Genomic DNA, 15,653 nt, shown 5'->3' with positions numbered 1-15,653 from the left:
AAAAAATCACATGGTCTGAGTTTGCCTGGGTCCTGATATTCAGGTTGGCAAACGCCGACGATCATGGAAGACAAACCCAAAAGGAGGAATGATGCTCAATATCGAAATCACCGAGCTTCTCAGAGCCGGTGCCCATTTCGGACACAAAACCGACAGATGGAACCCGAAAATGAAACCCTACATCTTCGACGTCAGGCAGGGAACTCACATAATTAACATAAGAAAAACGGTTTCCGGACTTGAATACGCTTCGAATTTCATGGCAAAGATTTCTTCGGAAAAAAAATCTATTCTTTTCGTGGGGACTAAAAGGCAAGCCAGGCCCATAATAGTTTCTGAGGCTGAAAGAGCCGGAGTATTCAGCGTCACGGAAAGGTGGCTCGGCGGAACTCTCACTAATTTCAAGACAATTCGAAACAGCATATCCAAACTGAAAGAACTTGAAAAAAAGCTGCACGAGAAAAGTTCTGAAAGACTGACGAAAAAAGAAATTTTGAACATGGAAAAAAAGAAAGAAAAACTGGAAAGATACCTAAGCGGTATAAAAGAAATGGATATGCTTCCTTCCGCGATATTCGTAGTCGACGTCAAACACGAAAACATAGCCGTTCACGAAGCAAAAATTCTCGGGATTCCCGTTGTGGGTATAGTAGACACGAACTCAGACCCTGACCCAATAGACTATGTAATCCCGGCAAACGACGACGCCATGAGATCAATAGCTCTGATAACGCAATATCTTGCCGACTCAGTTTTACTCGGAAAATCCCAGCACAAGGAAGAACAGCCCATCGAGGAAAAAGGGGAAGAATCGGAAATAGAGGAAGAGATATTGGAAAAGATTGAACTCAACGAGTTATGATCTAAATACCGTTTTAGACCATTGGAGGAAAAGTGCCAGATAAAGATATAAATATGGAAAAGGTTAAGGAACTGAGAAAGATAACCGACGCAGGAATCAAAGAATGCAAAGCCACTTTAGAAGAGACTGGTTGGGACGTAGGTAAAGCAGTTAAGGTCCTCAGGGAAAAGGGCATAGCTAAAGCCGACTCCAAGAGCAGCAGGGCGACCAAAGAAGGTATGATAGCCTGTTATTTGCACCAGAATAAAATCGCGGGGCTTGTAGAACTCGCCTGTGAAACCGATTTTGTCGCGAGGACAGAGATATTCAAAGAACTCGCAAAAGATTTGGCGGTTCAGGTTGTGACTTCTTCACCAAAAGCCCTGAGAGCAGAAGATCTTTCCACAGAGTTGGTCGAAACCGAAAGAGAAATCTACACAAATCAGGAAAAGCTGTCCGGAAAACCAGACAAGATGATTGAAAAAATAGTCGAAGGCAGAATGAAAAAGTTTTTCAAAGAAGCATGCCTTTACGACCAGCCTTTCTTCAAAGAAGAATCGAAAACTGTGGAAGATGTGGTCAAAGAAGCTATAGCCAAGACAGGAGAGAACATACAGATAAAAAGATTCTACAGGATGCAGCTGGGAGAAGAATGAAACCCTCTTTCGGGAGAGTGATGATAAAACTCAGCGGAGAAGCCATAGGCGAGCAGGGCAAAGTTGTTTCTCCCGAGCTTCTTCAGCATATTTCCAGCGAAATGGCGGATGTTGCCAGCAAAGGCGTCTCGATAGGACTTGTTATAGGGGCTGGCAATATTTTCAGAGGGCAGGAAATTATTGAAAGCCTCGGAGTAGAAAGAGTTGTCGCGGATCAAGTGGGAATGCTCGCGACGATGATCAACGCTCTTCTGTTTAAAGAAGTTCTATCTTTAAAAAACGTAAAAACTTCCATACTTTCAGCTCTCGATGTTCCCCAATTAGCCGAAGTTTACACACCGCAAAAAGCATGGGAATACATGGTCAGCGGAACATGCGTCATCTTTGCAGGCGGAACAGGGAATCCGTTTTTTACCACGGACACAGCAGCGGCGTTGAGAGCCGCAGAAGTCAAAGCTGAAATTCTCATAAAGGCCACGAAAGTTGACGGTGTTTACGACAAAGACCCTAATATGAATCCCGACGCCAAGAAATTCGACAAACTTACGTACCTCGACGTAATAAACAGAGGCTTGAAAGTGATGGATGCGACGGCTATTTCTCTTTGCAGAGAAAACAACATACCAATAATGGTGTACAACATGTATAAAAAGGGAAATCTGGCGGCTGCTGTTTTCAGCAAAAATGTCGGCACACTAATCCAGTGAGGAGGGGTTATGCCTGATCTCAAAAAACTCATAAGCGTTGAAAAAGATAAGATGGAAAAATGTGTAGAGCATTTCAAGGGGATGCTGTCGAAAATTCAAACTGGAAGAGCAGTTCCCGCTTTGCTGGAAGGAATCACGGTAAAATATTACGGCAACGACACCCCGGTCAAGCAAGTTTGCAACGTCACAATACCTGAGCCGAGAATGATTGTCCTTCAACCCTACGACAAATCTTTGATAGGAGAAATCGAAAAATCCATCGCGGCTTCCAACATAGGTGTAAACCCGCAGAGCGACGGTAAAGTGATAAGGCTCATCTTTCCAATGCTGTCGGAAGACCGCAGAGAAGAAGGGGTGAAGCATATAAAAAAATTGGGTGAAGAGGTAAAAACCACAGTCAGAAACACAAGGCATCAATTTATCAATCAGGCGAAAAAAATGCTGAAAAGCAATGAAATATCCGACGATGAACACGAAGTGTACGAAGAGGAGATACAGCAACTCACAAACGAATATATTTCGTTAATTGAAAAGATTGTAGAAAGCAAAGAAAAAGAAATCAAGACAATTTGAGGATGACCTCCCAAAAAGAAAACTTGAAGATACCTGTTCATATCGGCATTATAATGGACGGCAACGGCAGGTGGGCAAAAGAGAGGAAACTGCCGAGGATTTCAGGACACGTCGAAGGCGTCAACGCTGTTCGCAGGATTGTCAAACACGCCGGTGAAATCGGCGTAAAATACCTTACGCTTTACGCCTTTTCAACAGAAAACTGGAAAAGACCCAAAGAAGAAGTGGGATTTCTAATGAAAATGTTCAAAAGGCTTATTAAATCTGAAATTGACGAGCTGATGCGAAACGATGTCAAGCTTTCATTCATCGGGGACAAAGACTCTTTAAGTAAAACCATTTTGGGAGAAATGGAAAAATCGTCAGATAGAACCAAAGACAACAAAGGGCTGAACCTGCTGATAGCGATTTCATACGGCGGGAAAAACGAAATCGTCAACGCTGTAAACAAAGTGTTGGACGACTTCGCAGATGGCAAAGTCACGAAAATAGACGAAAATAATTTTAAAAAATACCTTTATACGAATGATATTCCCGATCCTGATCTCATAATAAGGACAAGCGGAGAACAGCGGTTGTCAAATTTTTTGATATACCAGGCCGCGTATGCCGAATTGTTCTTTTCTGACAAGTTATGGCCGGATTTTTCCGCCGCGGATTTAGACGAAGCCCTGGAGGAATATTCTAAAAGACAGCGAAGGTACGGAAGAGTTTGAGCCGTAATTTTACCACCAGAAAAAACGTCATTGCCAGAATAGCTGTAGCTGTATTTTTTATTCCTTTGATAATTTTTTTTATTATTAAAGGGGGGCTGTTCTTTTTCATCCCTCTGTTGATAACCGCTGTAGTATCTTCGACGGAAGCTTATAATATATCTCAGAAAGCTTTGGGGATTGAGAAAGGGGCGGAAAGCAAAATGAGGTATGTTTTTGTAATCTCCGGGATATGCTTCCTTCTTTCCAACACTTATTTTTCCGGAATACACCCGCTTCTGATTTCCGCTTTCGTATTTTTCCTTTTTTTCGTAGAAATTGTCACGGAAAAGCCGGAGAATTTCGCCAAAAGGATATCTTCTGTTGTTTATGCGACCGTTTACGTTTCATGGGGTTTTTCAAGCCTTTCGCTTCTCAGAAGAGCTGGTGAGGGCATGTATTTAGGTGACCAACTGGGGATCTATCTGGTCTGCCTTGCTTTCACTGTCGCTTGGCTTTCTGACACCTTCGGCTTCACTTTCGGATATCTCTTGGGGAAGAGACCTCTGATTCCATCTATAAGCCCCAAAAAAACTATTGAGGGCAGCATCGGCGGAATAGCGGGCGCTATTTCAGGAGCCGTTCTTATTAAGGCAATTCAGATCTATCTATGCCCTGCTCTTCATCTGCCGTGGATTTTCATCCTATTTTCCGGATTACTCGGCGGCATAGCTTCCCAGCTCGGTGATCTGGTAGAATCAATGATGAAAAGAGACGCCAAAATCGAACAGTCTTCAGGGATTCTCCCCGGCCACGGAGGAATTCTCGACAGATTTGACAGCGTGTTTTTTTCTTCTTTTGTGATTTTGCTTCTCAACAATTTTCTGATGAGCTGAAAATGGATTTAATTGTCCTCGGCGCGACCGGGTCCATTGGAAGACAGACTCTTGAAATCGTGGAAAAGTATCCTGAAAAGTACCGACTGGCGGCTATATCAGCGAACAGAAACATCAAAGCATTGGCCTTTATAGCCCGAAAATTTAAAGTTCCAAAAATCATTATCACTGACGATACATCACCGGGAGTGGAAATCCTTCGTGAATTGAAAGGAGTGAAGATTTTCATGGGACCAGATGCCGCCTCTGAAGTCTGTAAACAAGATGACGCGGAAATGGTTTTAAACGCGATCGTAGGGAGCGCTGGATTTCTGCCGACAAAAAACGCCCTGTTATCCGGTAAGACGGTCGCTCTTGCAAACAAGGAAACTCTTGTAGCTTTCGGCGAGGTGATAAATGAAATCCTCTCCAAGGGCAAAGGAAGAATAATACCAGTCGACAGCGAACACAGCGCGGTTTTTCAGCTCCTGGAGGGAAGAGAAAAGAGTGAAATCGAGAGCGTGATCCTCACAGCTTCGGGAGGCTCTTTGAGAGACAAATCGGATCCGTCAAATGCTTCGATCGAAGAAGTGCTTAGGCATCCAACGTGGAATATGGGAGCCAAAATCACGGTAGACTCCGCATCTTTGGTCAACAAGGGTCTCGAAGTCATAGAAGCGTCGCGTTTATTCGGACTAGAACCGGATAGAATTAAAGTTGTCATCCATCCTTCCTCTGTCGTCCACTCACTCGTCGAATTGAAAGACGGTTCTTTGCTGGCGCAAATAGCGACGCCCGACATGAAGCTGCCCATACAGTACGCTCTCAACCTCCTAAAAAGGGAAGATAGAATAATAAGAAAAATTAAACTGCACGAAGTCTCGCCTCTGGAATTTTACGAGCCTGACTATAAAAGATTTCCTGCTCTTTCTTACGCATACGAAGCGCTGAAGCAAGGAGGCACCATGCCTGCCGTTTTCAACGCGAGCAATGAAGAAGCGGTAAACCTCTTCCTCAAAGGAAAAATCAACTTCGGAAGAATAACGGAAATTATCAGAGAGGCGATGAATTCTCACGAGACCCAGGAACCATGCGAAGAACTTATTTTTCAAGCCGAAAAATGGGCAAGATCTAAAGTGCATGAATTGACGGGTGAGATTTGAATTTTCTTTCAACCATAGTCTTGCTTGGAATTTTGATATCTTTCCACGAATTCGGCCACTTTATTTTTGCAAGAGCTTTCGGCGTTTCGGTCCCGAAATTCTCTGTGGGATTCGGGCCTAAAATTTTCGGGTTCAGTGCTAAAGGAACGTATTTCCAATTGTCCGCAATACCTCTGGGAGGATTTGTCAAAATGAAGGGCGAAGCTGACGCGGACGATGGAAAACGCGAATTTGAAAAAGACGATTTCAGATCGAAGAATTTTTTCCAAAAGACAGCTATTGTTACAGCTGGACCTCTTTTCAACGTTATCCTGGCTTGGTCTTTCATGTTTCTCGCGGATCTTCTGATGAGCGGTTATTATATACCGGTGACTTCTGCGGGAAGAATAGACAGAAATTCCTCTTCGTGGGAAGCGGGTTTGAGATCAGGAGATTCAGTTCTTTTTGTGGGTGAACAAAAAGTATCTGAATGGGGGGATATTGAGATTGCCCTGAATGAAGTTTCAGGAGAAGAGGTCGAAATTGTCGTTTCGAGGTCTATATCAGGTGTGAAGGAGACTAAAACTTACAGGGTTGCACCTGATTCGTCAGATCCTTTTTTGAGAGGCTTGACCCCAATGATAAAACCGGTGGTTGGAGAGGTGTCATCGGGACCTGCTGAAAGTGCAGGCATGGCAGCAGGAGACACGATTTTGTTTATTGCCCCTTCGGGTGTTTTGCAGGAAGAAGAGCTTGTTGTTCTCGAAGAAAAAGGATTTCCCAAAGCTCTTTTGGACACTGTGTCAATAGTGTTCACGGCCACCGAGTCGGAGAGGTCTGTTTCCGGATATGAGGTCGAATTCTGGCAGGATGTTTCGGTTCTAATCAATTCGGTTAAAAGCGATGAATTCGTTTTTGCCGCGTCAAGATCAGGAGAAATTTTGATTTTTAATATAAAACCGATTGAAATAGACGGCAGGAAACTGATCGGTATCAGCATAAATCTTCCATCGAGAAGAACAGGTGTTTTTCAAGCGGCTAAAATGTCTCTGGATCAGATAAGAATGACTTTTGTCATTTTAGCGAAGATACCAGAAATGATAGCTTCAAAAAAAATAACTCTGAGGGAGACTTTCGGAGGACCTGTGAGGGTTTTTCATGAGACATCCAAGGCTGCAAAGATGGGTTTTGACACGTTCCTGTTTTTGGCGGGTTTTATTTCCCTCAACCTCGCAATATTCAATTTGCTGCCGTTTTTGCCTCTTGACGGAGGACATGTCATGATACACCTGGTCGAATCCTTGACGAGAAAAAAGATTCCAGCCAAGACGATAAAGATAATGCAAGCAGCTGGATTCTCTTTGCTGTTGTTTTTTGCCATATTGGTAACCGCAAATGATATTTTGAACCTTTTCGCATGAAAAAAGCTGAGATTATTCTCGTCGGAGATGAACTTGTTGACGGCAGAAAAGCCGATGTCAACGGAGTTTTTATAGCGTCTGAATTGACGAGTTGCGGATATTCGGTGGGGAAAATTACTTTCTGCCCAGACGAAAAAAACTCTATAATCGCCGCTCTTGAAAAATGCGGCAAAGACACGGACGTTATTTTTATCGCCGGAGGGTTGGGACCAACGAATGACGACCTGACTAGGTTTGCGGCTTCAGATTTTTTTGCGAGAAAACTTGCCCTCGACGGAAAAGCGCTTGACCATATTAAAGGTATCTTTGAATCAAAAGGCAGGCAAATGAATCCTGCCAACGAGATACAGGCTGAAATACCCGAAGGGTCTGAAATCTGGATAAACCCAGAGGGAACTGCATGCTCTTTTTCGGTAGAAGAAAACATGAAGATTTATGTTTTTTTGCCCGGTGTCCCCCATGAGGTTCAAGCTCTATTCAGAGAGCACTTTAAGCGCTATTTGGAACGAAGATCCGGAGAGAAACCGAAGAAAAGTATTGTTTTCAGAACTTTCGGCATTCCTGAGTCTGACCTGTTCGGGGTTCTATCGAAAAAAACCCGAATTTTTGAATTTTCTAAAGTTTCTTTTTTACCTCAAGAAAGCGGAATTGACTTAAGAATAGAAGAAAAGAACGGCGAAGATAACCTGATCTCGGCGCGAGATGAAATCGTCAAAACCGCTGGTGAATGGATTTGGAGCGAAGACGGAAATAATATTGAGGAAATTGTCGCCTGCTTGCTCAGAAAATTTTCTTTGACGATTTCTGTGGCAGAGAGCTGCACTGGAGGTTATATTTCAAATATGCTCACCGATGTTCCAGGTTCTTCAGAATACTTCAAGATGTCGATCGTGTCATACAGTGACAGATCCAAAAACGAAATTTTAGGTGTAGATCCGCTGATAATACAAAAGCATGGATCGGTGAGTCCTGTAACGGCGGAGAAAATGGCGCAGAATATAAGAAAAATTTCTGGTTCCGACATAGGTATGTCTTCAACAGGAATAGCAGGACCCACGGGTGCGACAGCAGAGAAACCCGTCGGTCTTCTGTACGTGTCAATAAGTTCAGAAAAATATAAACAAACAGAAAGATACATTGGTTTTGGCGGCCGAAAGAAAAACAAAATTTCATTTTCATTTTTTGCCCTTAACCTTTTGAGAAGATTTTTACAGAATAACTATGATGAAAAAAAAGCCTAAAAAGAATCTTGTCCTGCTCTACGGAGGACAATCGACAGAACGCGAAATATCTCTTGTCTCGGCGGAATTTGTTTTTAATTCAGCGGACAGGAACCTTTTCAATGTCCTGCCTGTGAGGATTGAAAGAGATGGTACATGGAAGCTGATGAAAATAAATCCTTTCTGCGAAAGACAAAAAGGAGTTGAAGTATTTCCCGTGCCTCGGAAGGGAGGCTCCTGTCTTTTTTTCACGGGGTCAAGAAAAAAAAATATCAGCGTGGACGCGGTTTTTCCGGTTCTACACGGCGCTTTGGGCGAAGACGGGACTGTTCAGGGTTTTTTCAGAATTTTGAATCTTCCCTTCGTAGGCGCTGATGTACTCGGTTCGGCAATCTCAATGGACAAGGAGGTTTCAAAAAAACTTCTTGAGCACGGAAAATTGCCGATTTGCAAATACATCTGCCACAGAAAAAATTCTGACTTGAAACCGTCCTTTGAAAGCGTGAAAAAAAAACTAGGATCGCCTTTTTTCGTAAAACCTTCAAATTCGGGATCTTCGGTAGGTGTAGGAAAAATTAGAAGCAAAGAGCAGTTCACGGAAATGGTCGAAAACGCATTTAAGTTTTCGGAAAAGATAATTTTTGAAGAATTTATAGAAGGAAGAGAAATTGAATGCGCTGTTCTCGGAAACGAAGAACCCAAAGCTTCGATAGCGGGAGAAATTTTAGTGAAATCCGAATTTTATTCATACAGGGCTAAATACATAGACAAGGATTCCGCCCGGATAATATATCCGGCTGACCTTCCTGGTAAAATTTCGCGCGAGGTGAGGAGATTGGCTGTTGAAGCTTTCAAATGCCTTTACTGCGAAGGAATGGCTCGTGTCGATTTTTTTATAAGAGGAGACGAAATCTTTATAAACGAAATAAACACAATTCCGGGTTTCACATCGATAAGCATGTACCCTAAATTGTGGGAAGTAACAGGAGTAGACTCTCGGGGACTGATAACCAGACTTGTGGAACTCGCTTTACAAAGGCATGAAAGAGAGAGAGTCCTATCCTGTGACTTCAAAGAGACATTATGAAGGGTAAAAAGATTATACTGACGGGAGGAGCTGGTTTTATAGGGAGTTGCATTTTATCCCTATTCAATTCCATTGGCTTAGAAAATATAGTCGTCGTCGACGATTTAGGGAAAAGCGACAAATGGAGAAATCTGACCGGTAAATATTTTCAGGATTACATCCAAAAAGAAGATTTTTTGAAAATGCTGCATGAAAGGAAATTTGACGGGTCTGTGGAATGTGTCGTCCACATGGGGGCTTGCTCTTCAACAACTGAAAAAGATGCCGATTACCTGATGAAGAATAATTACAGCTATACCAAGGATCTTTCCCTTTGGTGCGCCGGAAGAGGAATACGTTTCATATACGCGAGCAGCGGAGCTACATACGGAGACGGTTCAAGCGGTTTTGGGGACGACGACGAGAACACTTTGAAATTGAAACCCTCCAACGCCTACGGTTTTTCAAAAGCGGCCTTCGACAGTTTTGCTCTCAGAACAGGGTTGGTTTCCAAAATAGCCGGTTTGAAGTTCTTCAACGTATTCGGACCGAATGAATACCATAAAGGCGAAATGGCAAGCGTCGTCTATAAATCTTACATCAGCATAATGGAAAAGGGATACGTCGAGTTGTTCAAGTCGAATTGTCCGGAATACCGGGACGGAGAACAGGTCAGAGATTTTGTATATGTGAAAAGCTGTCAAAAAGCAATATTCTGGCTTTTTGAGAGAAAAGATGTCTGCGGTATTTTCAACCTCGGAACCGGCAAACCGAGAACATGGAACGATTTAGCCAGGGCTGTTTTTTCCGCTATGGGGTTGAAACAGGACATAAGATACGTGGAAATGCCCGAAAACCTAAGAGACCGTTACCAGAATTACACCCAGGCCGACAACAGAAAACTTGTTAATGCCGGGTTCTCCCAAAATTTCCCGGATCTGGAAGACAGCGTAGATGACTACGTAAAAAATTACCTTTCTAAAGGGTTTGCAATTCTCTGAAAAGAGGTAAAATGGACGTTTTTTTCACAAACACACTCAGCCATGCCAAGGAAAAGTTTATACCGATAAAAAAAGGAAACGCGGGTATTTACACATGCGGTCTTACCGTTTACAACTACGCGCATATAGGAAACCTTCGGGCTTATGTCTTTTCCGACATACTGAGAAGAACACTCGAATTCGCCGGTTTTTCCGTCAAACACGTCATGAATATAACAGATGTCGGGCACCTGACCGATGACGCCGACGAAGGAGAGGACAAACTCGAAAAAGGCGCGGTGAGGGAAAGAAAAACACCGCTTGAAATAGCGAGATTCTATGAATCTGCATTTATCAAAGACCTGAAAAAAATGAATATCCTCATGCCGCAGATCATGCCGAGAGCTACGGAACATGTAGAGGATATGATTGAACTGATCCGAAGACTCGAAAATAATGGGTTTACTTACATCGCCGGAGGAAACGTATATTTCGACACGTCAAAATTCGAGAAATACAATGATTTCGCCAGACTCGAAAGGGATCCAGAAAAACAGATGTCAAGGGTAGAAAAGGATTCGAATAAAAAAAATCCTTTCGACTTTGTCCTGTGGTTTACTAGATACAAATACGAAAGTCATTCCATGCAGTGGGAATCCCCCTGGGGAAGAGGCTTTCCAGGTTGGCATATTGAGTGTTCCGCCATGGCTTCCAGATATTTGGGAGAGCGTGTAGACATCCACACGGGAGGCATTGACCATATACCAGTTCACCACACGAACGAAATCGCTCAAAGTGAATGCGCTTTCGGGCACAAATGGGTGAATTACTGGCTTCACTCCGATTGGCTCGTAATCGGAGGAGGGGAAAAGATGGCTAAATCAAAGGAAAATTTTCTGACTTTGGATGCTTTGACCGCAGACGGATACGACCCTCTCGACTACAGGTATTTTCTGCTGAGCGCACACTACAGAAAAAAACTCGATTTCACCTTTGAAGCGCTCGATGGAGCGAAAAACGCCATGCGAAAACTGAAAAACAGGGCGCGGGATTTACTCCATTCAAAAGTCCAAGAGAAAGCAACACCCGATGAAAAGTACGCCGCTTGTTTCGCAAGGGAAATATGCGACGATTTGAATACACCAAGAGCTCTCGCTGTCCTCTGGGATTCGCTTTCAGACGCAAAAATTTCAGATTGGACGAAACTTTCACTTTTGAAAATATACGACAATGTCCTGGGGTTGGACATTTTGTCGGTCAAGGATGAGGAGATTCCATTAGAAGTTTTAGATGTTTTAAAAGAGAGAGACGAAGCCCGGAAGAAAAGGGATTTCGAAAGAGCCGACCAATTGAGGTTGAAAATTGATGAGCTGGGTTACGAGGTGCTCGATTCAAAGGAAGGTTCAAAACTCAAAAAAAAGTGACCGCATGGAATAAAAGCTTTTCCTTTAGAGTAAAATTTTCAAAAGGAGGCGGATATGAAAATGAACGCATTTTTTTACGCGGCTGTAGTTTTTCTGTTGGCTTTGTTTTCCTGCACACCAAAGGAAATCATCAAGGAAAAGGTAGACGACTGGCAGTATAGATCCGGCGAATATGATGAAGACGGTTTTATTTTTAAGACCTACAACTCATACAGCAACGGGGGAGCTCAGAGATCTCCCATGGTTTACGAGTCAATGGCTGAAGAAGACGCACTGGGTTTCTCTGTCGGCGGGGCGAAAGACATAAACAATTTCAGGGAAAATATTGAAAATGGATACCTCCCTCTGCCTACGGACATCACGGTAGAAGGCATTTACTATGATTATTTCTTTGAGACCGGGCAGACTGAACCCTGCGAAAAGCTTTTCTGTCCGTCATACAGCAGAGCAGTTTCGTTTGACCCTTTTACTTCTGAACCGATTTATTATTTGTCAGTAGGTTTGAATTCAGGCCTGAAAGAAAGCGATTTTTCGAGAAAAAAACTCAACCTCGTGGTCGTCCTCGATATTTCGGGCTCTATGGGCAGTCCTTTCGACATGTACTACTACGACAGGTTCGGAAACGAACAGGAAGTAGATGAAGAGGATGATTTCAGCAAGTCGAAAATGGAAATCGCCAACGAAGCTGTTGTAGCCCTCATGGGACATCTTGGACAGGAAGACAGGTTTGGTATAGTGCTTTTTGACGACAACGGGTACCTTGCGAAGCCTCTGAGAAGAGTCGACGAGACGGACATGGAGAGCATAAGGGGACATGTTCTCGAAATCACACCTCAGGGCGGGACGAACATGGAAGCCGGTATGGTAATAGCTTCACAGCTTTTCGACAGCCTTGAGAGCCTCGACATGTCCGAATACGAAAACAGGGTTATATTTTTGACAGACGCAATGCCCAACACCGGTTCTACCGACGAACACAGCCTTTTCGGAATGTTCGAAAAGAATTCCGAAAGAGGTGTTTTCACGACTTTTATAGGAATAGGCGTGGATCTGAACACAGAACTCGTCGAAATCCTGACCAAGATCAAAGGTGCCAATTATTTCAGCGTGCATTCCTCTTCTCAGTTCAAAGAGCAAATGGACGAGAATTTTGATTATATGGTCACCCCTCTCGTCTTCGACCTAGAGCTGGTACTCGAATCGGAAGGGTACGAAATAGAAAAGGTCTACGGTTCACCTGAAGCCGACCTTTCGACCGGGCAGATAATGAAGGTCAATACTTTGTTTCCTTCAAAAAGTGAAGGAGGAGAAACCAGGGGAGGACTCGTCCTTTTGAGATTAAAGAAGATTTCTTCCGACGGTGAAATTTCCTTGAGAGTTTCCTACCAAGACAGAAACGGCGACAGAGACGAAAGTTCCGAAGAAATTGATTTCGAAGCGTCCGGAGAAGAATTTTACGACAACAACGGAATAAGGAAGGGCATACTGCTCGCCAGGTATGTCGAACTCGTCAAGAGCTGGCTCGTAGACCAAAGATCCGGCGGAGAATTGGTTTCTTCTTCGCCGCTTGTCAGCATGAACACCGGCATAGTGGTCTTCGACGAAGAAATCGTAGAGCTTGGAAGGTGGGAAAGACAATCCATGGAATTAGAAGTCTCTTCTCATTATTCGGAGCTGTTCCAGGATTTCAATGATTATTTCCAAAGTGAAGCCGATGTCCTGGGAGACACGACTCTTTCCAAAGAACTCGAGATCCTCGGTAAACTTTCCCACATGTAAAAAATAAGCGCGTATATAACGTTCCAATGAGTTTTATATACGCGCCCACTAATATTGGTTTTTCCCTTTTAAAACATCCCCCGCATTAAGCGCTGGTCCGGTCTAAATAATTTTTAGCTTTATGTTGGTAAAAACAGAATGGTTCAATACCTTTTCTGAACAGGAAATTTTAAGGATAAAAAAAGGGCGGGAGTTACCCGCCCTTGGAAGTTTTAGAAAACTCTCGTGAACTTTCCGGTGTAAGTACTGCCGTTAGCGGTGACTTTGTAGAAAAAGACGCCGTTTGAGACATTGTCGGATTTCCACGAAAGAACACTTGACTGGTTGACGGTTCCCGAGAAAGGAACTGCAACAAGCCTTCCCGTCGCGTCGAATACCTCGAATCTGACCTGGGTTGAAGAAGGAACTGATAGTGCCAAACTCAGGGTGTTTCCGACCTGTGCCATTGGCCTGACGGAGAATACATCCGGGTTGACTATCGGATTTTCTTCGACGGCGTTGGGTATTCTGATTGTGACATCGTCGATGTAGAATCCCGGGTATGCAACAGAACCGTCAGAACCGAAGTCCCACTGAAGCAGTATCGTCTGTCCGCCGTATGAGGAGAGGTCCATCACATACTGCTGCCAAGAAGCGCCGGTCGTGTGGCCAGTCCAGCAGGGAACCTGTCCGAGAGGATTCGAAGAATTGCCTGTCCCGTTGTACGCGGGTGTTACTGCTGAAAACGCGACAAATGAAGTCCCGCCGTCTGTTGAGATGTTCATGTTTTCGCCGTCGTAGTTCGCTTCTGTGTCCCACCACATCCAGAAGTAGCATTCGGCTGTGGACATGTCAGCGGGAAGTGCTATTGCGGGAGTCGTCAGCTGAGCATGCGCGCTGTTCGGGTAGTTGCCCGCGAGGACTGTCGCCCAGACGTTGCTTCCGCTGTGCGCCGCTCCGGGACCTGTTGTGGGTGCTCCCCACTGCCAGACGCTTGCTGTCCCCGTGACAGTCATGTCTCCACTGTCGGCTTCAAAGTCCTCTACGTAGAGGTCCTGGAAGAGGAAAGTGTGGAATTCGACAGATACCGTGTCGTTTGTCGGGATGGTTCCGCCCGGGTTGGTGATGAATGTAGCCGTGAAGTTGTGCCTGTACCACCATGTCGTGAAGTTCGGGAAAGTGACGAGCTGTGAGTCTCCGGGGGCGAGGTTGGTGACACCGACGGTCTCGTCGTATATGACGCCAGAAACCGATTCTTCAATGGTCAAATCTACATCGAATGTCTGGGGTCCGGAGCAGTAAGGATCTGCATAAACCCAGCATTGCGGAGTTATAGCCGTCGCTGGAGGATACTGTCCTGGATGAGGCTCGACGACACTCCTGATTCCCACGTCGTTTATGGTCGGGTTGAGGGATAAAGCGTAGACAAAGTCGTTGTCTCCCTGAGTGAATCCGACGAGGCAGGGACCAAATCCCATAAAATCATCAACGAAGTCGCCGCCGCCGGCCATAGCATCGGCATATCCTGCGGCGAAAGCGGGGATCTGACAATAAAGGGTTTCACCTGTCCATGTGCCTGTGTGGGGGTTCAAACCGAACCAGGTGCATTCCCATCCGGCGGGGTTTGTCACCTGTCCGTGGTACCATACTTTGTCGCCGTTTGGAACCGAAGAGGGCACATAAGCGGAACCGTATACAGAATAGTTGCCTGTGCCGCTCCAGACAGCTCCGGTTTTTGTGAAATAACCCATGGATGTGCTGAAGTTTCCTGTCCAGAAAGTGTCTCCCTGAAGCCATGCAATAGCTCTATTAGGGTTTGACTGTCCGGTGTAGGAGTTAGCTGAAGTCATTGCGAAAGGGTTGACAGTGCAGGTGTATCCGTACACTGTCGTGCCTGTGGCTCCGCCTGCGTATATTGTGTCTCCGGCGTCTCTGTCCATGTCTCTGTGTCCCCAACCGGTTTGACCGGGCTGGGGGACGGTTCCGAGGATGGTTCCTGAGACATAATTTATCAGCTGGAATACGCAGCCAGTAGTGTTCGCGTCGGTGACAATCATAAGAGAATCGTCTATTACTTCAACGCCGAGACACCTGTTGCTTGCTCCTAATGCCTGGACATTCAGAGACCAGACCAAAGGCATTTCAATTGCTTCTGTGTTTGAAGGGAGAGACTGAACGTAGGGTGCAGCATCATTGTTAGGATTGGCTGCGAAAACAGCCGCGGCGAAAGACAGAATCACCGCGAAAACCGTAAGGTTTCTCATAGATCCTCCTTGTGAAATTTTTACTCTTCCGGCA

Annotated in this window: 14 protein-coding genes; 13 read left to right on the top strand and 1 reads right to left on the bottom strand. The window is 44.7% G+C overall.

Annotation, left to right across the window (positions count from 1 at the left end):
* Positions 1-91: 91 nt before the first annotated feature.
* The 13 genes from rpsB to JXA84_01950 are packed head-to-tail and all read left to right on the top strand — an operon-like array spanning position 92 to position 13,376.
* The gene (rpsB, locus tag JXA84_02010) at positions 92-862 is read left to right on the top strand and encodes a 30S ribosomal protein S2 (GenBank protein ID MBN1149975.1); all 771 of its coding nucleotides are present in this window, start codon (positions 92-94) and stop codon (positions 860-862) included.
* Between the two features lie 53 nt (positions 863-915).
* Complete coding sequence (locus JXA84_02005) at positions 916-1,497, top strand: elongation factor Ts (GenBank protein ID MBN1149974.1); 582 nt, start codon at positions 916-918, stop codon at positions 1,495-1,497.
* Positions 1,494-2,204: a UMP kinase gene (locus tag JXA84_02000; protein ID MBN1149973.1), complete on the top strand. Its 711-nt coding sequence runs from the start codon at positions 1,494-1,496 to the stop codon at positions 2,202-2,204. Before JXA84_02005 ends, JXA84_02000 begins: the two co-directional genes overlap by 4 nt.
* 9 nt (positions 2,205-2,213) lie before the next feature.
* Positions 2,214-2,777 carry a ribosome recycling factor gene (gene frr, locus JXA84_01995; GenBank protein ID MBN1149972.1) on the top strand — a complete coding sequence of 188 codons (564 nt, stop codon included), beginning with the start codon at positions 2,214-2,216 and terminating at the stop codon, positions 2,775-2,777.
* Between the two features lie 2 nt (positions 2,778-2,779).
* Positions 2,780-3,493, top strand: coding sequence for an isoprenyl transferase (locus JXA84_01990; GenBank protein MBN1149971.1), 714 nt, complete (start codon positions 2,780-2,782; stop codon positions 3,491-3,493).
* The gene (locus tag JXA84_01985) at positions 3,490-4,365 is read left to right on the top strand and encodes a phosphatidate cytidylyltransferase (GenBank protein MBN1149970.1); all 876 of its coding nucleotides are present in this window, start codon (positions 3,490-3,492) and stop codon (positions 4,363-4,365) included. Before JXA84_01990 ends, JXA84_01985 begins: the two co-directional genes overlap by 4 nt.
* A 2-nt stretch (positions 4,366-4,367) precedes the next feature.
* Entirely contained in the window at positions 4,368-5,507 is a 1,140-nt protein-coding gene (locus JXA84_01980) for a 1-deoxy-D-xylulose-5-phosphate reductoisomerase (protein ID MBN1149969.1), read from the top strand.
* On the top strand, positions 5,504-6,907 hold the full coding sequence (gene rseP, locus JXA84_01975) for an RIP metalloprotease RseP (protein ID MBN1149968.1): 1,404 nt from the start codon (positions 5,504-5,506) through the stop codon (positions 6,905-6,907). Before JXA84_01980 ends, rseP begins: the two co-directional genes overlap by 4 nt.
* Positions 6,904-8,148 (top strand): CinA family nicotinamide mononucleotide deamidase-related protein, encoded by a 1,245-nt coding sequence (locus tag JXA84_01970; protein MBN1149967.1) that lies wholly within the window; start codon positions 6,904-6,906, stop codon positions 8,146-8,148. Before rseP ends, JXA84_01970 begins: the two co-directional genes overlap by 4 nt.
* Complete coding sequence (locus JXA84_01965; GenBank protein MBN1149966.1) at positions 8,132-9,214, top strand: D-alanine--D-alanine ligase; 1,083 nt, start codon at positions 8,132-8,134, stop codon at positions 9,212-9,214. The genes JXA84_01970 and JXA84_01965 overlap by 17 nt, the downstream gene beginning before the upstream one ends.
* Entirely contained in the window at positions 9,211-10,194 is a 984-nt protein-coding gene (gene rfaD, locus JXA84_01960) for an ADP-glyceromanno-heptose 6-epimerase (GenBank protein MBN1149965.1), read from the top strand. Before JXA84_01965 ends, rfaD begins: the two co-directional genes overlap by 4 nt.
* An 11-nt stretch (positions 10,195-10,205) precedes the next feature.
* The gene (locus tag JXA84_01955; protein MBN1149964.1) at positions 10,206-11,597 is read left to right on the top strand and encodes a cysteine--tRNA ligase; all 1,392 of its coding nucleotides are present in this window, start codon (positions 10,206-10,208) and stop codon (positions 11,595-11,597) included.
* A 54-nt stretch (positions 11,598-11,651) separates the two neighbouring features.
* Positions 11,652-13,376: a VWA domain-containing protein gene (locus JXA84_01950; protein MBN1149963.1), complete on the top strand. Its 1,725-nt coding sequence runs from the start codon at positions 11,652-11,654 to the stop codon at positions 13,374-13,376.
* A gap of 212 nt (positions 13,377-13,588) precedes the next feature.
* Here the strand turns inward: JXA84_01950 and JXA84_01945 are convergent, their stop codons facing one another.
* Positions 13,589-15,619 carry an immune inhibitor A gene (locus JXA84_01945; protein MBN1149962.1) on the bottom strand — a complete coding sequence of 677 codons (2,031 nt, stop codon included), beginning with the start codon at positions 15,617-15,619 and terminating at the stop codon, positions 13,589-13,591.
* Positions 15,620-15,653 lie beyond the last annotated feature (34 nt).

The organism is candidate division WOR-3 bacterium (genome assembly GCA_016926475.1).
Lineage (GTDB): Bacteria > SDB-A > SDB-A > SDB-A > SDB-A > JAFGIG01.
The sequence above is the reverse complement of the archived record's forward strand: the minus strand, read 5'-3'. Positions and strand labels throughout refer to the sequence as shown.